Genomic DNA, 23,888 nt, shown 5'->3' with positions numbered 1-23,888 from the left:
CGGTCGGCTCATTTAATGTGTACAGCCGTCATTCTCCGCCGTCCCGGACATAAATGGCCAGTTCTTTTCGCTGGCAACCGGGACGAAATGCGTGACCGGCCCGCGGCGGGCCCGGCGCAGCACTGGGAGGATCGGCCGGAAGTCATTGGCGGACTCGATAAAACCGCTGGCGGCACCTGGTTGGGAATCAATCAGTATGGCCTTCTGTCTTCCATACTTAATCGCATTGGCAGCCTTGGGCCAAAGGACGGGAAACGGAGCCGCGGTGAGCTGGTTCTTGAGGCTCTGGACCACGGCGATGCAGAAAGCGCTGCGAAAGCGCTCTCCAATCTCAATCCGGCGGCCTACCGCAGCTTTAATCTGATCGTCGCGGATAACCGTGACGCCTTCTGGCTGAGGAATATGGCGAACGACGATACCCGCGAAGTCGAGTGCTTTGAGATCCCGGAGGGGCTCTCGATGCTTTCAGCCTACGACCTGAACGATCCTGCTTCAGCCCGCATCCGCCAACATCTGGAGGATTTCAAGCAAGCCGATGTTCCCAATCCCGAAGCGCGGGAATACCAGAAGGATAGTTACCTGCCGAGTGGCTGGGAAGGCTGGCACCGCCTGTTGCGCCGGGACGCTGCCGCCTCGGGAGGCGATCCCTATGCGGCCATGTCGGTACAGCTCGACAATGGCTTCGAAACGGTTTCAAGCTCGCTGATCGCTCTGCCTTCAGCCGAATTCAAAAGCGAACGGCCGCAGGACGCCCGGATCCGCTGGCTCTATGCCGACGGCTCGCCCAAAACGGCAGTATACCGCCCTTTAGACTTCGGCGAAACATGAGCACCGGCCGGATCATTTCACTCGGCTCCATCTCGCCGCTCAAGGGTGTGCTTTGTATGGTCGGCGCCGGACTGTTTTTGACACTGAACGATGCGGTGCTCAAGTGGCTGACAGGAGATTATCCGGTCGGGCAGATCATGTTTCTGCGTGGCCTTTTTGTCTTCCTGCCGATCATACTGCTGGTTTGGCATGCGGGCGGCCCCAGAAGCCTGCGGGTCGGGCGCATCACCCCTCATCTGCTGCGCGGCGCATTAATGGTGGCTGGGACCTTTCTCTTTATCAATGGCCTGCGCCATCTGCCCTTCGCCGATGCGATCTCGATCACCTTTGCGGGCCCGCTGTTCGTGACCGCACTCGCGGCGCCTCTGCTTGGTGAGGTTATCCGCTGGCGGCGCTGGCTCGCCGTGGGCATCGGATTTGCAGGCGTCCTGATCATTATCCGGCCGACCAGCGAAGTTGCACAATGGGCCGCAATTTTCCCCTTGGCGGCCAGCGTAACGGGTGCTCTGCGAGATATCTTGACCCGGAAAATGTCCCAGCACGATTCCAGCATCGCGGTCATGTTTTACTCGACCATCGCCGTCACTGCCGCAGGAGGCGTGACCTTCGTCGGCGGCTGGGAGCCGGTCCAGCTTGAGGATATCGGCCTGTTTTTCCTCTGCGGATTTCTGCTCGGCTGCGCCCATTTCCTGATGATTGAAGCTTTCCGTCTTGCCGAAGCCGCCCTGGTGGTTCCGTTCAAGTACGTAAGTATGGTTTGGGCGGTCGTGCTTGGATTGGTCATCTGGGGCGATATTCCGGACGCCTGGACCTTCGCCGGAGCGGCCGTTGTGATCGGCAGCGGCCTCTATATTCTGCACCGGGAAAGGGCCAGCAAAACAGAGGGTTAACCTTCGCGCCCCCCCGGCTTCGTCACCACTGGTTACAGGTTATTTGTGCAGCGCCGCATCACCTGCTATATGGTGCACCCCGCCGTTATAGCAGTCTCTTCGGGCATGACGTTTTTTAAGCCATGAACGTAGCTGTTATACTGCGGCGAAGCTTTCCCGATCGGACAAAAAAGATGCGACGCAGACGGATATACGAGGGTAAGGCCAAGGTCCTTTTTGAGGGCCCTGAGCCAGGCACCGTAGTGCAATATTTCAAGGACGATGCCACTGCCTTCAACAATCAGAAGAAGGGCACCATCACCGGCAAAGGGGTCCTGAACAACCGCATCTCCGAGCATCTCATGCTACGCCTTGCGGAAATCGGTATTCCGACTCACTTCGTCCGTCGTCTCAACATGCGCGAGCAATTGGTACGCGAAGTCGAGATCATCCCGATCGAAGTCGTGGTGCGCAACGTTGCCGCCGGCACTATCTGCAAACGCCTGGGCGTCGAAGAAGGCACACCGCTTCCCCGCTCAATCGTCGAGTATTACCTCAAGAACGACGAACTTGGCGATCCCTTGGTTTCGGAAGAGCACGTGACGGCGTTCGGCTGGGCCTCGACCCAGGATCTCGACGAGATGATGCAGTATGCTCTTCGATCGAATGATTACCTTTCCGGTCTGTTCTATGGCATCGGCATGAAGCTGGTGGACTTCAAGCTCGAGTTCGGGCGGCTGTGGGACGAAGAAGAAATGCGGATCGTCCTGGCCGACGAAATCAGCCCGGATTCCTGCCGGCTCTGGGACATCAAGACGAACGAGAAGCTCGACAAAGACCGCTTCCGGCGGGATCTCGGCAAGGTCGAAGAGGCTTACCAGGAAGTTGCCAGACGGCTGGGCGTACTTCCCGAAGCCGGCCCGATCGACATGCAGGGCCCGCAGGTGATGCAGTAGCGCGCCCGGACGCCTCTATGACTGTTTGCCTCTCCGCAAATGTCAATGCGATCGCCGAGTTGCGCAACCGGCGCAATCTGCCGTGGCCGTCCGTCATTGCGCTCTCACGCCTCGCGCTTTCGGCAGGTGCGGCGGGGATCACCGTGCATCCACGGCCCGACGAGCGCCATATCCGGCTGTCGGACGTCCCTGAAATCGCCGAGATGATCGAAACTGAGTTTCCGGATCGGGAGTTCAACGTTGAAGGCAATCCCGACGCCCGCTTTGTCGAACTCGTCGAGCGGGTCAAGCCCGATCAAGTCACCCTGGTTCCCGACGATATTCGTCAGGCCACGTCGGATCATGGATGGGATATTGCCCACCATCGTGAATTTCTTACCGACATTATCGCGCGGATCAAGGCAGGCGGCATGAGAGTTTCCGTCTTTGTTAATCCAGAGCCGGGCACGGCGAACCTGGCGCAGGAGGTCGGCGCCGATCGCATCGAAATCTACACCGGTCCTTATGGCGGGGCTTTGACGCCTGATGTTCAATCCAGGGAACTAGACCATGTCGCTGCAACCGGGCGTGCGGCAGAAGCTGCAGGGATTGGCGTAAATGCCGGCCACGACCTCACACTCGACAATCTTCAGCCTCTGGTAGCGGCCGTTCCGAATCTCCTGGAAGTCTCCATTGGCCACTGCTTGACGGCGGATGCCCTGATCTACGGTATGGAAGGCGCCATCGCACGTTACCTGGAAATCTGTGATCCAGACGCAGGCGGCTCCCCTACTTCCTAGGCCCCCTTTATTTTGAATTCGAAAAGCAAGCTCTCGTGATTTGACAAAATCAAGAGAGCTAACGAAATCCAGATGTGGTTAAGCCGGAATTTACCCTAGCTTAAGGCAGATCATACTAGGTTCTCAAAGGTCCGCGAGCCGCTGTTGGACCGATTGCGGCACGCCGGCAGAATTTGCTGATTGGTCAAAGAAATCCGATGTCTCAGAATTCGATTTTTCGCCTCGCCGTTTCTGACGGAACCCCCGTTCGCTCCCTCCTTACGGCGCTCGTTGTGGGTCCAATCCTTACCGCTATCAATCAGGGGGACGCAATCCTGTCAGGTGCCGGTATCGATTTGGGAAAGGCCGCACTGACCTTTGTGGTTCCCTATATCGTCGCCACCGCAGGAGCCGTTCAGGCAAAACGGTCTGCTGACAAGGCGATATCTACGGAGACCTCAGACACCAAAGACCAAAGCGCTGTTCAAGCACCGTCTTCGATCGATCAGTCCGTGGCAGTCAACGAAACAGAGGTAGCGCCGTGCAACCGGCCTGACCCAGCTCTCCTGGACGAAGCCCACGAAATCGTTGGAACTATTCGAGGCAATGCGGTCAAGGTAAACACAACTTCGAAAGCTAGAATTGGCTTTATTTCCGATTTGATTACCGCCTCGCAGGACGTAAAAACCGAAGTCGATGCCATTCAGGAGCTCGCAACGGCGATCGATACCTGCCTTTTGGCTGCCCATCGCGATGCCGGTGAGGTGGTTTCTCACGCCAAGTCTATCGCCTCAAACGCCGAGGAAGGCGTCACTCTGTCCGGCGACGTGGTTTCAGCAATCAACAAACTGCAGGATGATTTCGTTCAGATTACCGATATCTCCACAGGTATCGGCGCTATCGCGAAACAGACCAATCTGCTGGCGCTCAATGCGACGATTGAGGCCTCGCGGGCCGGCGAAGCGGGGAAAGGCTTTGCTGTGGTCGCGGCGGAAGTCAAAACGCTCGCCACCAACGCCGGACAATCGGCCGACCAGATCAACGGAGTTCTGGCTAACCTGACCAGCAGTATCGATGAAGTTCTCCGGCGTCTTGAACAGCTGTCCAAAAACCTCAAGCGGTCATCTGACGCCAGTGCCCAGGGCCAGACTCAGACCGGCAAGATCGCAGAAGCCATAGATGAAGCCGTCGACGTGGCCAAACAGACAGCGAGCCAGGCCGGTGCACAGGCCGAGCGGTTCAGTTCTGTTGCGGATCGCCTCGATCAGATGAAGCAGGATGCCGAGGCCGCGGTTAAAGGCTCGGGAACCAATATCAAACTCACTGAGAACGTTCTGGGCAAGCTTGAAGTCGCCAAACGCCAGTTGGTAGGGTGACGCCAGATTTTATTGCTTTTTTCTGCTATTAGAGCGAGTTACTTGGTTCGTTTGATTTTTCGCTCTAACGCTGTCGTCAAACCGTCAACGCCCTTACTGGCCGCAACACCGGCAAATTCTTCGCGGTAAGTTTTGGCCTGACTAACGCCATCCACCATGACATCCGTAATTTTATAGTTCCCGGTGTCATTGGAGATAACCCAGAAGAGATTGAGCGGCTCGCCTGTGGCATTCTCGATATAGGTTGCAACCATGCTCGTTCCCTCGCCCCGGTCCTTGGCGGAGGTGACCGAAAAGCTTTTAGGCTCGGAATCCGTGACCAAGCGCAAATAGGCGGCAACCAGATAATCCGAGAAGACCTCCTGAAAGCGCGCCCGTTCGTCATCACTGGCCTTAGACCATTCGCCAGCCACCACGTAAGCACTGATCGAATCGATCCCCACGCCATCGCGCAAAACCGAATCCAGTGCTTCTTTGCGGGAATCCACAGTCATGTCGCCAGCCGCGACGATAGACACCACCTGATCGCCCATATCCTGAACGAACTTTGCCGCGCCATCGCTTGCCTGCTGTGCCCAGGTCCCGACACTGACCATCGCAATAAGTACATATGCGAGCGATAGAGTGAGTCCGTGCCGTTTCATCGCTTTACTCCGCCGCTGCTACGTCAAACACACGTTCAAAAGTCTCTTTGTCGTACCCAAGCTCATAAACCGACGTCCTGTCGAGGTGCAATAGACGGCGATAAATTGACACAGAAGTAAAGGATTTTAGCCGACTTCGATGAAAGCGGCATGACAGTGGCACATTCTTCTCAAAAGCCCGCATGTCTCCTTGTCAGAGCCGGGCCGGATCGCTAGATTTCGCGCGCCTCCACAGCCACATTCTTCCACGGAGTCCCGCGTGAAAGCTCGCGTTTACGTCACCCTCAAAAACGGGGTCCTCGATCCACAGGGTAAAGCCATTGAGCATGCCCTCTCCGCACTCGATTTTCAGGGCGTCGATCAAGTGCGCCAGGGCAAGCTGATCGAGCTTGACCTGAGTGAGTCCGATCCAGAAGCCGCCCGCAGCAATGTCGCCGCCATGTGCGAAAAGCTGCTCGCCAACACCGTGATCGAAAACTACACGATCGAGCTCGACAGCTAATTTCAGCTCACGGGTTTACGGACAATGACCACTAGAGGTCTGCGCCTTGCAGCAAGGTGCGCTCAATGATCATAAGTTCCTAGAGAGGAAATCACGCAATGAAAGCCGCGGTTATTGTTTTCCCCGGATCAAACTGCGACCGCGACGTCCAGGTGACGTTACGCCAGGTCAGCGGTGTCGAACCGGTGATGGTCTGGCATAAGGAAAGCAGCTTCGAAAACGTTGATCTGATCGTCCTGCCGGGCGGCTTCTCCTACGGGGATTACCTGCGCAGCGGCGCTATGGCAGCGAAATCCAATGTGATGCGCGAAATCGCCAGCCGTGCCTCCGCCGGTGTTCCGGTCCTGGGGATCTGTAACGGCTTCCAGGTTCTGACTGAAACCGGCCTGTTGCCGGGCGTGCTGATGCGCAATGCCGACCTGAAGTTCGTCTGTCGGGACGTTCACTTGAAGGTCGAAAGCAGCCAGAGCCTCTTCACTTCGGCCTATGAGACCGGACAGGTCGTGCGGATCCCGGTCGCCCATCACGACGGCAACTATTTCGCCGGTGATGAGGAGCTGGATCGGCTGGAAGATAGGGGCCAGATCGCCTTCCGCTACGTCGATGCGGTAGGTGAAATGGAGGGTTCGGCCAATCCCAACGGCTCGGCGCGCAATATTGCCGGCGTCTACAACGAAACCAAGACAGTCCTGGGCCTGATGCCCCACCCTGAGCGCCTCGCCGATCCACAGCTCGGTGGCACCGATGGTGAAGGCCTGTTCAAAAGCTTGCTGGAGAGCCTGTCGTGAGCGAGATCACCCCGCAAATAGTGGCGGAACACGGCCTGAATGAGACCGAGTATCAGCGCGTGCTCGAGATCATGGGGCGGGAACCCAACCTGCTCGAATTGGGCATCTTCTCGGTAATGTGGTCGGAGCACTGCTCCTACAAGTCTTCCAAGAAATGGCTGAAGACCCTGCCGACCGATGCCCCGCACGTGATCGAGGGACCGGGCGAGAACGCCGGTGTGATCGATATCGGCGATGGTCTGGCTGCCGTCTTCAAGATGGAGAGCCACAACCACCCCAGCTTTATCGAACCTTATCAGGGAGCGGCCACCGGCGTCGGCGGCATCCTGCGCGACGTTTTCACCATGGGTGCCCGCCCGATCGCCAACCTGAATGCTCTGCGTTTCGGTTCGCCGGACCATGGCAAGACCCGGCATCTGGTCTCCGGTGTGGTTGCTGGTATCGGCGGCTATGGCAACTGTGTCGGCGTGCCCACCGTTGGCGGCGAAGTCAACTTCGATCCTTCCTACAACGGCAACATTCTGGTCAACGCGATGACGGTTGGATTGGCGCCAGCCGATCGGATCTTCAAGGCCGCCGCCTCGGGTGTGGGCAATCCGGTGGTCTACGTGGGGTCCAAAACCGGCCGCGACGGCATTCACGGCGCAACCATGGCTTCGGCCGAATTCGACGACGATTCTGACGAGAAGCGGCCGACCGTGCAGGTGGGTGACCCCTTCACTGAAAAGCTGTTGATCGAGGCCTGCCTCGAATTGATGGAAACCGATGCCATCATCGGCATTCAGGACATGGGTGCCGCCGGCCTCACCTCTTCCTCCTTCGAAATGGCGTCCAAGGGTGGCATGGGTGTTGAGCTGAACCTCGATCAGGTGCCCTGCCGCGAGGATGGCATGTCTCCCTACGAGATGATGCTGTCCGAAAGCCAGGAGCGCATGTTGATGGTGCTCAAGCCGGGCAAGGAGGATATGGCCCGCGGCATTATGGAAAAGTGGGATCTGGACTTCGCGATCATCGGCCATCTGACCGAGAGTGGCCGAATGGTGCTGCGCATGCATGGCGACGTGGTCGGGGATCTTCCCATTGATCCGCTCGCCGAGGCGTCACCGGAATACGACCGTCCCTGGATCCCGACTCCGGCGCGCGACGACGTCGATGCCAAGGCCCTTTCCGTCCCCGGCGACATGGGTGCGGTATTACTGCAGTTGATGGGCTCACCGAACCTCTGTTCCCGCCGCTGGATCTGGGAGCAGTACGATCACATGGTCATGGCCGACACCCAGGGCCGCCCCGGCGGCGATGCCGCCGTCGTCCGGGTTCACGGAACTCAGCGTGCCCTGGCAATGTCAACCGACTGCACGCCGCGTTACTGTTTAGCCGATCCGGCCCGAGGCGGCGCCCAGGCTGTCGCAGAGTCATGGCGTAATCTCACAGCCGTCGGCGCTACACCTCTGGCAATCACCGATAATATGAACTTCGGAAATCCAGAAAAACCCGAGATCATGGGTCAATTCGTCGGCTGTATTGAAGGAATGCGGGCCGCCTGCGACGCGTTGGCCTTCCCAGTCGTCTCCGGAAATGTGTCGCTCTACAACGAGACCAATGGCGCCGCGATTCTGCCAACCCCAGCAATCGGCGGTGTCGGCGTGATCGAGGATGCTGGCATGACAGCAGGCATTGGCTTTACTGAGGAAGACGCAGATATCATCCTGATCGGTAATACCACCGGGCACCTTGGTGCGACGACGTATCTTTCTGAGATTGAAAGCCGGTCGGACGGCGCACCTCCCGCCGTTGATCTTGAGCAGGAGAAGCGCAACGGCGATTTCGTTCGAAGCCTGATTGTTTCCGGGCAAGTTACTGTTTGTCATGATCTTTCTGATGGCGGACTTGCCGTCACCCTGGCTGAAATGGCACTCGCAAGTGGCATCGGCGCAACAATCGACGAACCTGCGGACAGCGACCTGCCGCTGCCTGCCTGGCTGTTCGGCGAGGATCAAGCCCGCTACCTGATCGCCACCACATCAGCATCCACGCTGATCGATGCGGCACGGAACGCCGGCGTCAGCGCTGCTATTATCGGTCGTACTACCGGAGAAACGTTGACCTTGCCGGGTGGCACCCCCATATCCCTGAGCGAATTGTCGGGCGCGCATGAGGGCTGGCTCCCAGGTTACATGGCAGGTACAGTGAATTAGCACGCTCTTGAGAGCAGGATCTTAATACCGCGCAGGGGACGCGATGCCCCGAGAAGAGACAAGACGAGGATAACCACCATGCCAATGAACCCGGGCGAGATCGAAGGACTGATAAAAGAGGCTATTTCCGACGCCGAAGTCAGGATCGAAGATCTTCGGGGCGACGGTGATCATTACGCCGCCTATGTGGTTTCAGCCGAATTCAAGGGCAAGTCCAGAGTTCAGCAACACCAGATGGTTTACCAGGCACTTCAGGGACGTATGGGCAACGAGTTGCACGCACTGGCCTTGCAAACCTCGACTCCGGCGGATAATTGAACCTTTAAGTCAATCAGTCGCGATCGGGCACGCCAAGGGCGAAGGCACCGGTCGCTGGAACTTTAGGTCGCAGACATCAAGGTCACGCGACCCAGCTCAGAGGAAAGAGTATAATGGACAACCCCGTTGCAGAGCGCATCAAGCAGGATATCTCGGATAACGACGTCGTTCTCTTCATGAAGGGCACACCCGTTTTCCCGCAGTGCGGTTTTTCCGCCACTGTCGTTCAGGTGCTATCGCACCTCGGTGTGAAGTTCAAAGGCATCGACGTCCTTCAAGACCCCGGCCTGCGCCAGGGCATTAAGGATTTCAGCAACTGGCCAACGGTTCCCCAGCTTTACGTTAAGGGCGAGTTCGTCGGTGGCTGCGACATCATCCGCGAGATGTTCCAGTCTGGCGAACTGCAGGAGCACCTCTCGAGCGCCGGCGTCGAGACTCAGACGGCTGCCTGACGTCCGCACGAACGGTCGACTGAATGGTCGCCGAAAATGACAAAGGGGTTTCTGACGCGAGAACCCCCTTTTCCGTTCCAGCAAATCGAAAAACAATCCGCTTTGTCGTGAAAAAACGCCCTACATCTGATGCAGCGTCATCATGGCGCCGATACCTCCGCCAAGAATAACCACCAACAGCAAGCCGAGCCAAATAACGCTTGGTCCCTTTTTTTTCGGCGGTGCTTTCTTGGACTTGGGCCTAACCGGCTCAGCACGTTTGGCTTTGGCTGCGCCGACCTCTCGCCGGACTTCAGCTTGCAGGTCCGTCGCCTTTTTATTGTGTTCGTCAATCTTGTTGGAGGAGAAGATGGTCTTGTTGGCGGTTTTGCCGGTAACATCGTCATGGCTCTCCTCGACCACTCTAACGGCCGAATGACGTCCGGAATTTCCCAGGCGCTCAGCGTCAATAAGGGCGAGTTGCCGGTCATCGAAAATGGCTTCGATTTTCCAGTTCCCTGCCTGATAGCTTTGAATTTCATACGCAACTAACATGACGTTCCTCGGCGTCTGACCGTCCCGGCATATCGGCCGGCTGCAGCCAATCTAACTTTCAGTATCAGCACCTTCATTGGTACCAATCGGACGGAAGTTCGCAGCGCCCAACAGTCCATCGATTACAGTGCCGTCGTTCGAAAGCGGCAACAGAATGCTCCGATAGAGGATCATCGTACCCGCAACGTTCAATTCGCTGCCGATCGAGATTGGAACCTGCCGATCCAATACACGGGGCATATACTCAACAGCTGCCCCCAAGAGCGACGGTCTGGGACAATCTTTCACCAGCAAGTCTGCCCCAGCTGACCAATCCGGGGTCCTGAGGTTATCGCCAACATGCTTGAATTCTGCATTGTCCGGTCCAGCACCTAGCCCGATAACTAAAGACCAAGCCCAATCATCTCCAAGTACGCGGTCGTCGAACGCAGCCGCCGCAGGAAAATCGCGGTCACCACGCAGTGCCTGCCAATACTCGAGAACACGCAGAACCAGTCGTCTTTCGGTGGATTTATTTGGGATCACAGTTCAACCACAGCGATATGATATGGAAAATTAACTAAAACATTGAAGTAAATTTATAAAAAATTCTTTAATCTCTGTACCATAGAGAGAAATTCATGATTTTTTGTACCATCATTACTTTTATATACAACTATGCGGTTTTCAGCCAAACCAAGATTTAGATCAAAAAAAACTCCATAATCGGCTGATTTCAAACAAACATATGCAAAACACAATAGCACTACTCTGGCGGGTGCGGGTGTATGGGCGTTTATTTCGGCAACGCATTGCTGATGCTCGCTCAGAGCGGCTTCACGTCGACACCTCCTGCTTCCTTGCCTTTGTCAATTTTCAAAAGCTCATAATTTAGAATAATTTTAATTTGCATTTGCAACAACTACACCTCATATCTGATCAAGTCGTGTTTCAGATTGAGTTTTTGCTATGACCGTCCTCGTCGCCTCAACCAAAGCCTATGCGAGTTACTTTAAGCAGTCGGGCTGGTTTCAGACCGCCGGCAGTTTTGTGTTGGCGGGCCTTGTTTTCGTCGCCATGGCCACATTGCCGGACGTGGTCATTCCCGCCATGGCAGATGCCTACTTGCAGGTCAGTGTGTTTGTTGCCACGACCCTGGCTCTCTTTGCAGTGATCGAGAGCCGCCTGAAGGTCGGTACGGACGAACTTCTTGAGCGCCACAAGGCCTGGCATGTTCCGGTCGCCGCAGCTCTAGGCGCCCTGCCCGGATGCGGCGGTGCGGTAATGGTCGTGACCCAGTTTGTAAACGGGCGGCTATCATTTGGTGCGCTGGTTTCGGTCCTGACAGCAACTATGGGCGATGCGGCATTCCTTCTGCTTGCCCAAGCACCACTCGACGGTGTAGCGATCTTTGCCCTGGGTGGCATTGTAGGAACCCTTTCGGGTTATGCGGTCGACCGCCTTCACGGCGTGGACTTTTTGCGCCCCCGGCGACCTCAGGGAGCCTCTTCCTGCCCAGCCACATCAGCAGCAAAGCCCAGCAAAACCGAACTGATCTGGATCGCGATCGTCCTGCCTGGACTTGCTTTGGGAATTCTGCAGTTGCTCCAGATCGACGTGGACCCACTTTTCGGGGCATTTCAGGCCTATCGACCGACTGAGACGATCGGACTCGTCGGCGCTGTTCTCTCAATCCTGATGTGGAGCTTCACTGCGCGTGGTGCCGAGAACCAACTCATGGCTGGTTCGGCAACATCGCGGGTAATTGGCACAACCAATTTCGTGACCGTTTGGGTGATCGTCGGTTTTCTGATGTACGAGGTTGGCATCCATGCCACCGGTTGGGATCTCGCTGTGATCGCACACACCTGGGCACCGCTGGTTCCGCTATTGGCCGTTCTGGTCGGTTTCCTCCCCGGCTGTGGGCCGCAAATCGTCGTGACCACGCTCTATCTGGCTGGAACCGTTCCCCTCTCTGCTCAGCTCGGGAACGCCATTTCAAATGACGGCGACGCTCTGTTCCCTGCCCTGGCGCTCGCTCCACGTGCAGCGATGGTCGCGACTTTCTACAGCGCAGTTCCGGCGGTTATGGTCGCTTACTCCACTTTCCTGCTGTTCGAATAACCCAGGCCTGGACTCCAATAAACATAGCTAGAAGCCGAATCACGTTCTTGATTGATTCAGTTAACAAGATCCCATTCAGATTCAACAGTTTCTGAGTACCCAGAGACCGGCAAGGCAATAGTCACTGTCGTCTCCCGTCAAAACATCTGGATCCAGATCATCAGGTATTCTCTTGCTGGGTTTGATCGCCTGTTCACGCAGAATTTCGAATCCAGCATCCTGAAAAACCTTGCGGTAATGGCTGTGACGCAGACGGTTCTGAAAGAAAAACTTATGATTATGCCGCTTCCAAGCCTGTTCAGAAAAACGCAGATAATTGATTTTCGATATCGATCTGTCCGTATGGGCGTAGTGATCGCTGTAGTCGATCTGCGCCGAAATGATGCCGGCCGATTTCAGAACGCGCCTAAGCTCGCGCAAAATAGCTTCAAGCGTTACCAGTGGAATATGCTCTAAAGTATTAGTTGATATACATATATCAAAGGAATCGTCGTCAAAGGCCGTTGAGGTCATATCGACCGGTGCATCATATTTGATGGCGTATTTCGCTTCCAGGTCACCCAGCGACTGCACAGCAGGCAATGCCTCGAAAGCGTACTGCTCCGCCAGTAGCGTTACCACATGGTTGACGAGCGAAAGATCAAGCATCGGATTTAGATCGACCAGATGCTGACGCAATTCCGGCTGCGAAATATACAGGTTTTGTCCCAGGTTCTTACCCGCACCGAATTCGATCAAGTTCTTCGAACCAAACTCGGCGATATTCGCCTTATGAAATTTCCAGGGCCGTGGAATTGCAGGAAGCTCGACGACGGACCTCTTAGTGACGTACTTCTGCGTGAAGTAAAGAGCCCCCCGGCCAAATACATCGAAGAGTGATAGAGCCCGGCTTTTTGTTGTCCAACTTATGTTCATGGCTGGAAGCTTAACCGATGTGAATACAAAAAGAACCCCGCCGCGATTTTCCGCGACGGGGTTCCTTCTAGACGAATAGACGTTATTCGTGCGTTAGATTCTCGCGCAGGATCAGCGCGAATAGAATTCGATGACCAGGTTCGGTTCCATCTGAACCGGATAAGGCACATCAGCCAGTTTCGGCGCCCGGATGAAGGTCGCCTTCATGTCCTTGTGGTTCACTTCGATGTAGTCTGGCAGATCACGCTCAACCGACTCGACACCTTCGAGGACCAACGGCAATTCCCGGCTCTTGGCTTTGACCTGTACAACATCGCCGACCTTGACCATGTAAGACGAGATGTTGACCTTCTTGCCATTCACCGTCACGTGGCCGTGATTGACGAATTGGCGCGCAGCAAAGACGGTCGGGACGAATTTCGAACGATAGACCACGGCATCGAGGCGGCGCTCAAGCAGGCCGACCAGGTTTTCACCCGTATCACCCTTGCGGCGCGAAGCTTCGGCGAAGTAACGGCGGAACTGTTTCTCACCGATGTTGCCGTAGTAGCCCTTCAGCTTCTGCTTGGCCATAAGCTGCGTGCCGAAATCCGAAGGTTTCCGGCGGCGCTGACCGTGCTGACCAGGTCCATATTCGCGTTTGTTGATTGGGCTCTTGGGGCGACCCCAGAGGTTGACGCCCAGGCGGCGGTCGATCTTGTACTTCGAGGCGAGACGCTTCGACATCTTAAACAGTCCTTTTTCTTGCGGCCCTAGAAGGGTCCTATTGTCCCGGTAGGCCCTGGCGCATTCAATGAACGCTGCACTGGACGGGGTACAGAGCAGTCTCTCTGGCCCACTTTCCCGGGAATTGAAGCCGGGACTATACGAATCGCGCAGGAAATGTCAAACAGACTCACCTAGGTTTCAACAATATCTCGGCAGCGGCCGATTTCCCTCCACAGGAGCCTCTTCTGAACCCCCTCCCCGATCACACCAAAGGGCTGCTCATCACCACGCTTGGCGTCCTAATCCTGACCCCGGATTCCCTTCTTATCCGCCTGATGGATGTCGACCACTGGACCGGACTGGTCTGGCGCGGCTCGCTGCAATCGCTCGGACTGATCCTTTTCCTTTCATTCCTCTACCGAGGCCGGGTTTTCGAAGTTTTTCGCTCGATCGGCCTTTTGGGCCTGCTTTTAGCTGTTGTATTTACCGGCAGCACGATCCTGTTTCTGATCTCGATTTCCTTCACGCTTGTCGCCAACACTCTGGTGATCATCTCAGCCGCACCCTTCTTTGCCGCCGCATTCAGCCTGATTTTCCTCAAAGAGGCCGTTGCCCGTCATACCTGGATCGCGATTGTAACCGCCTTTGCCGGTATAGCCTTGCTGACCCTGGACAGCGAGGGCCAGGGCACCATCATCGGTGATCTCGCTGCCCTGGCTGTTGCGGCACTGATGGGCGCCTACTTCACAATTGTGCGGGCCACGCGCGAAGTCGACATGATACCTGCCATGGCGGTCAGCGGCGCCATGGTCGCCGTAATCGCCTTTCCCCTCGCCGCCTTTCCGGCCATGAGTCAGGACCAGATACTTGCGGCAGGCGCCATGGGATTTCTCGTGGCGCCGATCTCCTTTGCGCTTATCACCATCGGCCCCCGTTATCTGCCGGCCCCTGAGGTCAGCCTGCTGCTGCTGATCGAGACGGTGCTGGGTCCACTTTGGGTCTGGCTGGTGATTAACGAGGAACCCGGCCTTATGAGCCTGATCGGCGGGGCCGTGGTCGTGACCACCTTGCTGGCCCATTCGATTTACGGCTTGCGACGCTACCGACGGCGCCAGGTGGCGTCAGAGGACCAGGCGAGTTAACGAATCAAACCACGAACGCCTAGTCCGGCGCCGCGGTCCCGTCATGCGTACCAAGCGGACGTGATGGCGCATCCCGCCAGGGACGGCTGTGCGGGGTCTCCGGATTCACCGGATAGACCACCCTGTCAGCGGAATGGTTTTCTCCGACGATGAGGATCCGCACCTCTTCCTTGGAATTATTGATGACACTGTGCGCAATGCCCGTACCAGCCGGAAAGGCAGCAGCGTCCCCGGGCTGCAGGGGATGGAGATCCCCGTCAATCCATAGATCGGGGCAGCCGCTGACGACATATACGAATTCCTCCTCGTGGCTATGGGCATGGGGGACCGAACTCCGGCCGCCAGGCGGCAAGGTTTCATGGTTCACGCCCAATCGCTCAAGGCCGAGCATGTTGCCCAAAGCGGCCGCCAAGACTTTCGGTTCCCCTTGCCCAACAGGTCGTGCGAATTCCTCTACACTTCCAATCATCGCTGGACGATCTGCCAAATCCATTCCTTCCCAATTTAGTGAATCGGTTCCTGGCGGTCTGCTGCGGACGCATCCAATCTTCCGGTCCACCCTCACCAATACAATTTTAAAAAGAATATAGACCACGGCCTCACAAACCAGAAGTGGCAAACAGCATTCTTCCGGGAATTGGATCGGACGTCTTAGAGTTCGTTGGGGATTTCGATTTCGACCAGCAAGCCCCCCAATTCCGAAGTCCCGAGATCCAATCGGCTCCTATGCCGCTCGAGAATGTCACTGACGATAGTGAGCCCCAGTCCTGATCCCTTACGTGACTCGTCCAGCCGCACACCCTGTTCTAAAATGCGCGACCTGCTTGCCTCGGGTACGCCAGCCCCATCATCCTCTACAACGATGACGCCGCAATCGCCGACAGTTGATAAGCGAAGGACAACCCGGCTCTTCGCCCATTTCGCGGCGTTCTCCACGAGATTTCCTAACAGCTCGAATTGGTCTGACTTACTCATGTCCAGGATTAAGCCATCGTCGGCCTGTATATCGAAGGCCACGTCGGGAAACAGCCGGCCGATCGCGCGAACAACTTCACCGGCGACAGGAACGATATCGGTTTTGACCGGGAATGCCATATCCTCCGGCGCAGCAGCTGCAAGACTAAGGTGACGGTCGGCAGCAGCTGAAACATTTTCAATAGCCTCCTCGGCAAGGACCGTGTTCAGGGCCTCGCCACGACGCACTTTCTGTATTTCATTATGCAAAACGGCCGCCGGAGTTTTGAGGGCGTGTGCCAGATTGGCCGCCTGTACTCTGCCTTTCTCACGCAAACGTTCGTTCCGCTCCAACAAGGAATTGAGATCCTCGACCAGTGGCGCCACTTCCACGGAGAATACTCCGGTGATCTCTCCTTGGTGACCTGAGTGGCGGTCGACAACAGCACGCCGCAGTTCCTTCAACGGCAACAGCGCAGTCCGCAAGAGCAGAAACGCGGCGGCGAGAAGAGCAACACCTAGTACTGCGGCCGCGATCAGAAGGGTCCGCTGGAACTGGGCAAATTCCTCCTGCAGAGCGTCTTCGTTTTCTCCGACCGCCAGCACCCAGAGCTGTTGATCCGGAGTGCTCAGCATTCTTGTCAAAAGACGGATTTTCTTCCCGTCCGGTCCTTCAGCTCTGTCCGTGCCGCGATCAGCGTCAGTGAGCGTTACCGGTAAGGATGCGTCCCAGAGAGAGCGGGATCGGTAGAGTCTGCCCTCACCGCTTTCTGCCTGCCAGTAGGCGCCGGAATACACCCGTTCGAAGTCGGGGTTACTCATTCGATCAGCCGGATCTTCGCCGGATTTAGCTATGCTGGCGGTCAGTAACTCGAGCTGGGCCTCGAGGCGAACATCGAATTGGCGAACGATCGATGTGTGAAAGACCTCTTTGATCACCCAACCGCCGGCTCCCAATGCCACCACGATCCAAACAAGGCTGGCGACAATGACACGCGCAGTCAGAGATCTGGGCATTCAGCACTGCCGATCGTGTAGCCTCGCCCGCGAATGGTACGGATAAAAACCCGGTCTATCTTTTGGCGCAGTCGCGCAATATAAACCTCAACTGTGTTTGAATCCCGTTCCTCGTTATAGCCGTAAATTTTCTCAGCCAATTCTGATTTGCTGTGCACCTTATTGGGCCTCAACATCATAGCGATCAAAAGTTTTAGTTCGTTGCCGGTCAGTTCAATTGAACGATTTTGGTGATAAACGCGACCGGACTCCGTATTCAATGACACAGGTCCAAACTGTAACTCCGCGGTGGCGATACCGGCGGAACGGCGGATAAGCGCGCGCAGCCGCGCAACCAGTTCCTCCATCTGAAATGGTTTGGCCAAGTAGTCGTCGCCCCCTGAATTAAGGCCCTCGACACGATCTTGCCAGGCGCCGCGCGCTGTCAAAATCAAAACAGGCGTTATGACACCCTCGGACCGCCATTCCCTAAGGATCGTAACTCCGTCTTTAATGGGCAACCCGAGATCCAAGACAATCGCGTCGTAGCGTTCGGTACTGCCGAGGAAACAGCCGTCCTCGCCGTTGTCAGCCAGATCGACCGTGAAGCTCTCCCTGAACAGCTCGGCCTGTATCTGACAGGAGAGCGCCACTTCGTCTTCAACAACCAATATCTTCATTTGCCGGCGCCCCCACCGCCCGAACCGCCGCCACCTGAACCGCCACCCCCGTGGCCACCGCCATGACCTCCGCCACCGTGACCGCCGCCTTGACCACCACCGCCGTGCCCGCCACCTCCCTGGCTTCCACCGCCTGATCCACCTCCACCAGAGCCGCCACCGCCCGAACCGCCCCCTGAACTGCCGCCACTCGAGCCACCATCAGAACCAGCGCCTCCTGAGCCATCACCGCCCGAAGAATCGCTTCCCCCATCAGTGGCACCGCCAGTCACAGAATCGCCATTGGCGCTCTCTCCTTGGGGATTACCGGCAGCAGGAGGTTCGCCGTCTCCGGCCCGGTCATTGCTGTCGCCTCCAGAATCGTTGCGGCCTGAAACGTTCACCACGTCGACGCTTTTGCCGTCAATTGTCACGGCTACGACACGTCCATCGTCTTCACGAAAATAAACATCAACCAGCAGACGGTCGCGGCCATGACGCAGCACAGCGTCGAGCATAATCGCCTGTTCGGCGACGGCCGACCGTGCAGCCGATAGAATCTTGCTGAAAGGCGCGGTCACGCCCTGTTCGCGCGCCTTTCGAGCAAGATCCTGATCTGCGGCTTGGGCAGAGTTTGCCAGAAATAGGGCCAATGCCGACGCAAGTGCTCGTTGTCTGCTCGTCGCGTTCATCGCCTACCTATGAACCATGAAGCTGAAACCAAGCTGAACACGCGCTTCAGCGTGATTTCAGTGAGGTTCTGTATCTCTCTCGTTCACCGGCCATCCTCATTCGTGGAAACAGCCGGCATAGTCGTCGGGCGCTGAGTGATCATGCGGTCTTTTCCAGTTCTATCACTGTGGCAAGGCAAATGGGAATCACGCCTGCACAAAGATGCAGTCGCCAGCGCGCGACCGTACTCCAGGAGCAAAGAATGAATGCAGTTTCTATAGGATCAAGCCCCGCTGAGCCATCGTCATCAGCAATCCCCCAGACATGTCTACGCGGTCAGCTTCAACGACCGCACCACAAGATCGCAATCGGAAATCCCGTTGCTGCTCAAATCGCCTTGAATAGCGTTGCGATCGGATACTGGGCGGTTTTCTGGTTCATGAACGGACTGGATAAGTTTCTGAACCGATCCGACATCGGATGGATAAATTGGTATGGGAAAGACCGGTCGGAGCAGTTCGGTGAGTACTTCGACCGGCTGGATCTGGCCCCCGGTGCAATCGACGGCCTGCTCGCCTTCACCGGGCTGTGGGAGTTCCTCGTCGCCCTGCCCCTGATTGCGGCACTGGCCGCTATATTGACACGACCAAACGCGGCTCTGACCCAGTCCTTGATGTACTGGGGTTACGTCCTGACCGGCCTGACCCTGATCGGCTTCAGCGCCTTCGACGTCGTTGCCGGTGACCGGGCCGAATTGCGCGAACACGGTCTCTATCTCGCCTTGATGTTCGTCTGCTGCCTCTGGTGCAAACAGCAGGCACAGGCAGAAAGTCACTAATGCCCTGATGCCGGAAAGATGGTCGGCAAGCTGCTCAATCCTGGCTTCAAGGCCGTCCGGGACGCCCGGGGAATGGCCAAAATAATCCCCGGACGCCCGCTGCCCTCCGACCTGCAACAACGCCGCCATGATCGATCGCTTTCGAGGCTTGACCCTGCAGGTTAATCTGCGCAAATGACCTCAGATTCGCTGACTACCTTCTCGACCCGCCTCGCCCGCTTCCCGAGGCTCGGTCTTTGCGATCTTCCTACGCCGCTGGAGCGCTTGGACGGACTGTCCGGGTATCTCGGCGGCCCCACTATCTGGATCAAGCGCGAAGACCTGACCGGCCTGGGCTTCGGCGGCAACAAGCTGCGCAAGCTGGATTACGTCCTGCAGGAAGCGATCGCAACCGACTGCGATACCCTGGTCTCCGGCGGGGTTGTGCAGTCGAACAGCCAGCGGCAGGTCGCGGCCGCCGCGGCGAAACTTGGCCTCGCCTGCCATCTGGCGGTCTATCACGGCCGACTCACCCCGCCCTCGCCCGCCTATGAGACCTCCGGCAACGCCCTTCTCAACAAACTCTATGGCGCGACCCTTCATGACGTGCCCTGGACCGGCGACCGCAATGCGGCGATCCTTCGGATCGTCGAGCATCTGAAAGCCGAGGGGCATAAGCCCTTCTTCGTGCCCTACGGCGTATCCAGCGGCCTGGGTGCGGTCGGTTACAGCTCCGCCGCCCTGGAAGTCGCCCAACAGTCCCAAGACCTGGGTTTTTTCCCGGCCGCCATCGTCCATTGCAGCGGCAGTGCTGGCACCCAGGCGGGTCTGGTCGTGGGTGCCGCGCAGTGTCTGCCCCGAACCCGGGTCGTCGGCATCGATATCGATGCCGAGCCCGATCGGGTCGAGGCCGATGTCATGACTTACGCGCAGGAAGCCGCAAACCTCCTCGGCGTCTCCTTCTCAGCCGAAGACGTTGAGGTCGTCGCCGGACACGCGGGCCCGGCTTACGGTGTGCCGCACGCGGCAACCCTCGAAGCCATGAAACTCGCCGGGCGCCACGAGGCCCTGGCGCTCGACCCCGTCTACTCCGCCAAAGGCCTTGCCGGCCTGATCGCGCTGATCCGTGAGGGCCGTTGGCGGAAGGGCGAAGACCTCGTCTTCATCCACACCGGCGGCGCACCGGCCCTCTTTGCCTATGCACATCTGTGGAATGAGCGGAACTGATAGAACCGGTTTGCCGGTACACACCGACACCACATACCCAACAAGAAAACAGCGACCCTTGAAGGCCGCCGTTTCGTGATGAGATCTTCCGTTTGGTATTGAGTCAGACTGCCGATCTTTCCCGCCGCTTGCGCCGTCTGCCGAAGGCCAACCCGAGCAAGCCCACGCCGCCATCGCCGGCTCCGGAACCGCCGCCGCAGGCCCCGTAACGCTAAAGCTATCCGGGTCGAAGCCGCCCGACACGCGGTACGACGAGGGTCCCGATTGTGCAATAGATAAGTCAAGGCCGCCGAATGCCGGACCGCCCGGAGAGCCAAGGAATATGTGAGCAAAGTTGGTCAGAGCACCGGCATTCAACGTGGCTTCGGCGATCAAGGAGTCCGCCTCGGTGAGGGTCGTGCTGCCCAACTCCCATGAGAAGCTGTTGCCGGGCGCCGCGAGGGCGATGGAATCCGTGCTGCCGGTCTAAAGGGAGCCGTCGAAACTTCCCGTGACGGCAACCATATCGCCGGTCGTCAGATTAAAGGGATTGGGTCCAAGACCCGAGACGGTCGCGTCAAACATCCCCTTGAAACTGAAGGTCAGCGGCACCGCGTGGGATTCGCCACCGCCACCGACGATCAGCGCGAAAGCCATCGCCGCGCCGCAAACCTACGTCGTCACCAATCGTGAAAATTCCCCGTGGCCCCTAGCCACTATGTTGTGCACATCTATGCCAGTTGTAATCCCTAATCGAGCGTAGTTTAGAGTTTCGTCAAAATTTTTAAGTATTATTGTATACATTATCCAACCTTCCTGCCTCTTGCGCCATGACCGGTCAGGGCATCGCTCCCGGCCGGTATTTGTGCTAGAAGGAGCGCGCGCAGGTGATCGGGTGAATGCGCGCAGTGGCCGTGGCCGGAAAAACGCCGCGTCACAGAAAAAAGGAAGAGCGGTGGAAGGCTCTCGGCAAATTGACGACAGATCGGCGGCACGTCAGCGGGCTGACGCGATCTACGAAGAAATCCGGAACCGGATCTGTACCAACCGCTATCCGCCGGAGACGGCGCTGCATGAAGTGGAACTGGCTACCGAGTTTTCGGTCAGCCGGACACCGATGCGGCGTGTACTTTCAATGCTGGAGCATGACGATTTGGTCACGGCCCGGCACGGCGTCGGTACCATCGTCACCGCGGTCGAGCCGGAACGGCTGGTCGAGGTCTATACAGTGCGCATGATCCTTGCCCAGGCGGCGGGCGACTATTTCCGTCTACCCTTCCCGCCTGAGAGTATTCAGCGGCTTCTCGAGGTCCGAGAGGTTTTCCTCGGGCTTGATGAAGGAGATGTGATCGGCTTCGGTGACGCCAATCTGCAATACTACCTTCCGGTGATCGATCTGATCGAGAACGGCTGCCTGCGCGAGATGCACCGGACGCTCTTTTATCAGACTACCCGCATGTGGCTGCTCTCTCTGCCCACGATGCCCTGGGCCGAGACGATGGCTGCGGTGGCCGATGAACTTGAAGAGCTGGTCCGGGTGATCAAACTGGAAGACCCCATCGGTCTCGGCCTGGTCATGCGCAACCATATTTTCATGTCCCGCCGCCGCGTCCTCGCCGGGCTCGGCATCGCCCCGGGCGATCCCCGAAATCCGGTTTAAGCGCAGCCCTGTTTAGAATCTGATCAGCAGCGCGGATGATAGTGCTCCTTCACGACGCCCGATTTCACGATCGGTGGCTGTTATCTTTCCGGCGCGCAGCCCCCGACCGGCCCGCGAAAGCTTCAGTGACGTAAATCGCCGGCTCCTGATAACAATGCACCGCGTGAAGCGCTTCCAGCGCAGACAACACTCTCATTCAGCCCTGCTCCGCAAAACGCTTCAAGGCGGACATCGCCTCCTCCAACGCTTCATCGTCGATGTCCAGGTGCGTCACCCAGCGTTGGCGCGTTTCGCTTCCCGAGTGTCGGATGCCGGCCTCGGTGAGGAAGTCAGTGAAAGGTCCTGCAATCGACGGGTCGACATCCGCGAAGATGATGTTGCTTTGCGGCAGATCGGCGCTCACACCCTCGATCAGATTGAGGGCCCCTGCAAGCCGCCGCGCCCGTGCGTGATCCTCTGCCATCCGCTCCACATTGTGCTCCAGCGCATAGAGTCCGGCCGCGGCCAGAATGCCTGCCTGCCGCAGGCCCCCGCCCAGGGCCTGCCGGTGACGGTGCGCTTGTTCGATGAGATCGCCAGAACCTACCAGCAGTGAGCCGACTGGCGCACCCAAGCCTTTGGAAAGGCAGACCGAGATCGTATCGAAAGGACGAACCACCTCGACTACAGGCAAGCCCAGCGCCACTGAGGCATTGAACACGCGCGCCCCATCCAGATGACACGCCAGTCCCCGCGACCGGGCGAGGTTCGTTGCGGCCTCCACATAGTTCTGCGGCAGCACCTTGCCACCAATGGTGTTTTCCAACGCAAGCAACCGGCAGGGCGCAAAAATAAGGCCGTCCGGGTTGATCGCCGCCTCGATGTCCTCCAGCGCAAGGGTACCGTCGGGCTGATTGCGCACCGCCTTTGGCTGCACTCCCGCCAGGCTGGCGGCCCCGCCCAGTTCGTTCAGATGGCTATGGGACCCGTCACCAGCGATATAGGCATCCCCCCGAGTGCAGTGCGACATCACAGCCACGAGGTTCGATTGGGTGCCGGAAGTATTGAGGATCGCGGCTTCCTTGCCGAACAGCGCGGCGACCTCACGCTCCAGCGTCTGCACGGTTGGATCTTCGCGGTAGTAGTCGTCCCCGACCGCCGCTTCGGCAATCGCACGGCGCATGTGGGAGCTGGGGCGGGTCAAGGTGTCACTTCGGAAGTCGAGGCGCTGTCCAGGCGCGAGAGGGATTTCCAGTTCGAGAGCAGTGTCGGGCATGGTTCGAGGCCTTTGTTCGCGTGAAAGAGCCTCTCAGTGATAGGGCAATCTCCTTGAAATAGGTGATTGATATTTGCGCTAATTTGCAATTTTATTCGAAAAATGAGCAATAACATGGTAAGATCAAAATGGACCGCATCGACCGGAAAATCCTGAATCTCCTGCAAGCCGACGCCTCGATCCGCAACAACGACCTGGCCGATCGGGTGGGTCTTGCCCCCTCAAGCTGCCTGCGACGCGTCCGTCAGCTCAAGGACGCAGGCGTCATCACAAAGACCATCGTCCTGACAGACCCCGAGCAACTCGGCCGCGGCATCAAGGCCATCGTCACCCTGAAACTCGCCGACCATGGCCTCGAGGCCCGGCGCGACTGGCTGCAGCAGGTGGTGGAAGAGCCGACGGTGTCGCAATTCTATGGCGTATCAGGCGAGACCGACATGGTTGCGATCCTGAAGGTCGGCAGCATGAAGGTCTTCCAGGAGGTCAGCAAGCGGCTCTTCGCCTCCGACCCGAACGTTGTTCAGTACGTCAGCCTCTTTGTGCTGGAGGAACACAAGTTCGATCTGGCGAATTGAGGCGGT

Annotated in this window: 27 protein-coding genes; 16 read left to right on the top strand and 11 right to left on the bottom strand. The window is 57.6% G+C overall.

Annotated features, from left to right (window positions below; all coding sequences use genetic code 11):
• Window positions 1-15 precede the first annotated feature (15 nt).
• From QMZ18_RS27395 to QMZ18_RS27375, 5 genes are all read left to right on the top strand, one after another.
• Window positions 16-828 carry an NRDE family protein gene (locus QMZ18_RS27395; protein ID WP_282609576.1) on the top strand — a complete coding sequence of 271 codons (813 nt, stop codon included), beginning with the start codon at window positions 16-18 and terminating at the stop codon, window positions 826-828.
• Complete coding sequence (locus QMZ18_RS27390) at window positions 825-1,718, top strand: DMT family transporter (RefSeq protein ID WP_282609575.1); 894 nt, start codon at window positions 825-827, stop codon at window positions 1,716-1,718. The genes QMZ18_RS27395 and QMZ18_RS27390 overlap by 4 nt, the downstream gene beginning before the upstream one ends.
• 173 nt (window positions 1,719-1,891) lie before the next feature.
• Complete coding sequence (gene purC / locus QMZ18_RS27385; protein ID WP_282609574.1) at window positions 1,892-2,653, top strand: phosphoribosylaminoimidazolesuccinocarboxamide synthase; 762 nt, start codon at window positions 1,892-1,894, stop codon at window positions 2,651-2,653.
• Between the two features lie 17 nt (window positions 2,654-2,670).
• Window positions 2,671-3,432, top strand: a complete 762-nt coding sequence (locus tag QMZ18_RS27380; protein ID WP_282609573.1) for a pyridoxine 5'-phosphate synthase — start codon at window positions 2,671-2,673, stop codon at window positions 3,430-3,432.
• Window positions 3,433-3,629: 197 nt separating this feature from the next.
• Window positions 3,630-4,787 (top strand): methyl-accepting chemotaxis protein, encoded by a 1,158-nt coding sequence (locus QMZ18_RS27375; RefSeq protein WP_282609572.1) that lies wholly within the window; start codon window positions 3,630-3,632, stop codon window positions 4,785-4,787.
• 38 nt (window positions 4,788-4,825) lie between these two features.
• Here the strand turns inward: QMZ18_RS27375 and QMZ18_RS27370 are convergent, their stop codons facing one another.
• The gene (locus tag QMZ18_RS27370; RefSeq protein WP_282609571.1) at window positions 4,826-5,431 is read right to left on the bottom strand and encodes a phospholipid-binding protein MlaC; all 606 of its coding nucleotides are present in this window, start codon (window positions 5,429-5,431) and stop codon (window positions 4,826-4,828) included.
• A gap of 259 nt (window positions 5,432-5,690) precedes the next feature.
• On the opposite strand from QMZ18_RS27370, the gene purS reads away from it, so the two are divergent.
• From purS to grxD, 5 genes are all read left to right on the top strand, one after another.
• Window positions 5,691-5,933, top strand: a complete 243-nt coding sequence (gene purS, locus QMZ18_RS27365; protein ID WP_282609570.1) for a phosphoribosylformylglycinamidine synthase subunit PurS — start codon at window positions 5,691-5,693, stop codon at window positions 5,931-5,933.
• A 98-nt stretch (window positions 5,934-6,031) separates the two neighbouring features.
• Window positions 6,032-6,721 (top strand): phosphoribosylformylglycinamidine synthase subunit PurQ, encoded by a 690-nt coding sequence (purQ, locus tag QMZ18_RS27360; RefSeq protein ID WP_282609569.1) that lies wholly within the window; start codon window positions 6,032-6,034, stop codon window positions 6,719-6,721.
• Window positions 6,718-8,916 carry a phosphoribosylformylglycinamidine synthase subunit PurL gene (gene purL, locus QMZ18_RS27355; protein ID WP_282609568.1) on the top strand — a complete coding sequence of 733 codons (2,199 nt, stop codon included), beginning with the start codon at window positions 6,718-6,720 and terminating at the stop codon, window positions 8,914-8,916. Before purQ ends, purL begins: the two co-directional genes overlap by 4 nt.
• A 78-nt stretch (window positions 8,917-8,994) precedes the next feature.
• Window positions 8,995-9,234, top strand: a complete 240-nt coding sequence (locus tag QMZ18_RS27350; RefSeq protein ID WP_282609567.1) for a BolA family protein — start codon at window positions 8,995-8,997, stop codon at window positions 9,232-9,234.
• A 113-nt stretch (window positions 9,235-9,347) separates the two neighbouring features.
• A complete protein-coding gene (gene grxD / locus QMZ18_RS27345; RefSeq protein ID WP_282609566.1) occupies window positions 9,348-9,686 on the top strand; it encodes a Grx4 family monothiol glutaredoxin in 339 nt (112 codons plus the stop codon).
• Window positions 9,687-9,806: 120 nt separating this feature from the next.
• Here grxD and QMZ18_RS27340 read toward each other — a convergent pair whose 3' ends face one another.
• Both QMZ18_RS27340 and QMZ18_RS27335 read right to left on the bottom strand, forming a co-directional pair.
• Window positions 9,807-10,220: a hypothetical protein gene (locus QMZ18_RS27340; RefSeq protein ID WP_282609565.1), complete on the bottom strand. Its 414-nt coding sequence runs from the start codon at window positions 10,218-10,220 to the stop codon at window positions 9,807-9,809.
• 51 nt (window positions 10,221-10,271) lie between these two features.
• Window positions 10,272-10,745: a hypothetical protein gene (locus QMZ18_RS27335; RefSeq protein WP_282609564.1), complete on the bottom strand. Its 474-nt coding sequence runs from the start codon at window positions 10,743-10,745 to the stop codon at window positions 10,272-10,274.
• A 423-nt stretch (window positions 10,746-11,168) separates the two neighbouring features.
• Here QMZ18_RS27335 and QMZ18_RS27330 point away from each other — a divergent pair, with 423 nt between their 5' ends.
• Window positions 11,169-12,323: a putative manganese transporter gene (locus QMZ18_RS27330; RefSeq protein ID WP_282609563.1), complete on the top strand. Its 1,155-nt coding sequence runs from the start codon at window positions 11,169-11,171 to the stop codon at window positions 12,321-12,323.
• An 81-nt stretch (window positions 12,324-12,404) separates the two neighbouring features.
• Here the strand turns inward: QMZ18_RS27330 and QMZ18_RS27325 are convergent, their stop codons facing one another.
• Together QMZ18_RS27325 and rpsD are read right to left on the bottom strand one after the other, a co-directional pair.
• A complete protein-coding gene (locus tag QMZ18_RS27325) occupies window positions 12,405-13,061 on the bottom strand; it encodes a class I SAM-dependent methyltransferase (RefSeq protein WP_282609562.1) in 657 nt (218 codons plus the stop codon).
• A 288-nt stretch (window positions 13,062-13,349) separates the two neighbouring features.
• Window positions 13,350-13,964: a 30S ribosomal protein S4 gene (gene rpsD / locus QMZ18_RS27320; RefSeq protein WP_282609561.1), complete on the bottom strand. Its 615-nt coding sequence runs from the start codon at window positions 13,962-13,964 to the stop codon at window positions 13,350-13,352.
• A 317-nt stretch (window positions 13,965-14,281) separates the two neighbouring features.
• Between rpsD and QMZ18_RS27315 the strand changes: the two genes are divergently transcribed.
• Window positions 14,282-15,088 carry a DMT family transporter gene (locus QMZ18_RS27315; protein ID WP_282609560.1) on the top strand — a complete coding sequence of 269 codons (807 nt, stop codon included), beginning with the start codon at window positions 14,282-14,284 and terminating at the stop codon, window positions 15,086-15,088.
• Window positions 15,089-15,107: 19 nt separating this feature from the next.
• On the opposite strand, the gene QMZ18_RS27310 is transcribed toward QMZ18_RS27315, so the two are convergent.
• The 4 genes from QMZ18_RS27310 to QMZ18_RS27295 form a co-directional block, all read right to left on the bottom strand.
• Window positions 15,108-15,500: a cupin domain-containing protein gene (locus QMZ18_RS27310; RefSeq protein WP_282609559.1), complete on the bottom strand. Its 393-nt coding sequence runs from the start codon at window positions 15,498-15,500 to the stop codon at window positions 15,108-15,110.
• A gap of 239 nt (window positions 15,501-15,739) precedes the next feature.
• Complete coding sequence (locus QMZ18_RS27305; protein WP_282609558.1) at window positions 15,740-17,059, bottom strand: sensor histidine kinase; 1,320 nt, start codon at window positions 17,057-17,059, stop codon at window positions 15,740-15,742.
• The gene (locus tag QMZ18_RS27300) at window positions 17,044-17,718 is read right to left on the bottom strand and encodes a response regulator transcription factor (RefSeq protein WP_282609557.1); all 675 of its coding nucleotides are present in this window, start codon (window positions 17,716-17,718) and stop codon (window positions 17,044-17,046) included. Before QMZ18_RS27300 ends, QMZ18_RS27305 begins: the two co-directional genes overlap by 16 nt.
• The gene (locus QMZ18_RS27295; RefSeq protein ID WP_282609556.1) at window positions 17,715-18,389 is read right to left on the bottom strand and encodes a hypothetical protein; all 675 of its coding nucleotides are present in this window, start codon (window positions 18,387-18,389) and stop codon (window positions 17,715-17,717) included. Before QMZ18_RS27295 ends, QMZ18_RS27300 begins: the two co-directional genes overlap by 4 nt.
• 242 nt (window positions 18,390-18,631) lie before the next feature.
• Here QMZ18_RS27295 and QMZ18_RS27290 point away from each other — a divergent pair, with 242 nt between their 5' ends.
• Together QMZ18_RS27290 and QMZ18_RS27285 are read left to right on the top strand one after the other, a co-directional pair.
• The gene (locus QMZ18_RS27290) at window positions 18,632-19,207 is read left to right on the top strand and encodes a hypothetical protein (protein ID WP_282609555.1); all 576 of its coding nucleotides are present in this window, start codon (window positions 18,632-18,634) and stop codon (window positions 19,205-19,207) included.
• A 174-nt stretch (window positions 19,208-19,381) separates the two neighbouring features.
• The gene (locus QMZ18_RS27285; RefSeq protein ID WP_282609554.1) at window positions 19,382-20,413 is read left to right on the top strand and encodes a D-cysteine desulfhydrase family protein; all 1,032 of its coding nucleotides are present in this window, start codon (window positions 19,382-19,384) and stop codon (window positions 20,411-20,413) included.
• 465 nt (window positions 20,414-20,878) lie between these two features.
• On the opposite strand, the gene QMZ18_RS27280 is transcribed toward QMZ18_RS27285, so the two are convergent.
• Complete coding sequence (locus tag QMZ18_RS27280; protein WP_282609553.1) at window positions 20,879-21,049, bottom strand: hypothetical protein; 171 nt, start codon at window positions 21,047-21,049, stop codon at window positions 20,879-20,881.
• Window positions 21,050-21,347: 298 nt separating this feature from the next.
• Between QMZ18_RS27280 and QMZ18_RS27275 the strand changes: the two genes are divergently transcribed.
• Window positions 21,348-22,052, top strand: a complete 705-nt coding sequence (locus QMZ18_RS27275; RefSeq protein ID WP_282609552.1) for a GntR family transcriptional regulator — start codon at window positions 21,348-21,350, stop codon at window positions 22,050-22,052.
• A gap of 196 nt (window positions 22,053-22,248) precedes the next feature.
• On the opposite strand, the gene ltaE is transcribed toward QMZ18_RS27275, so the two are convergent.
• The gene (gene ltaE, locus QMZ18_RS27270; RefSeq protein WP_282609551.1) at window positions 22,249-23,307 is read right to left on the bottom strand and encodes a low-specificity L-threonine aldolase; all 1,059 of its coding nucleotides are present in this window, start codon (window positions 23,305-23,307) and stop codon (window positions 22,249-22,251) included.
• Window positions 23,308-23,435: 128 nt separating this feature from the next.
• On the opposite strand from ltaE, the gene QMZ18_RS27265 reads away from it, so the two are divergent.
• Window positions 23,436-23,882 (top strand): Lrp/AsnC family transcriptional regulator, encoded by a 447-nt coding sequence (locus QMZ18_RS27265; RefSeq protein ID WP_282609550.1) that lies wholly within the window; start codon window positions 23,436-23,438, stop codon window positions 23,880-23,882.
• Window positions 23,883-23,888 lie beyond the last annotated feature (6 nt).

Source organism: Pelagibius sp. Alg239-R121 (assembly GCF_947331435.1).
Taxonomy (GTDB): domain Bacteria; phylum Pseudomonadota; class Alphaproteobacteria; order Kiloniellales; family Kiloniellaceae; genus Denitrobaculum.
The sequence above is the reverse complement of the archived record's forward strand: the minus strand, read 5'-3'. Positions and strand labels throughout refer to the sequence as shown.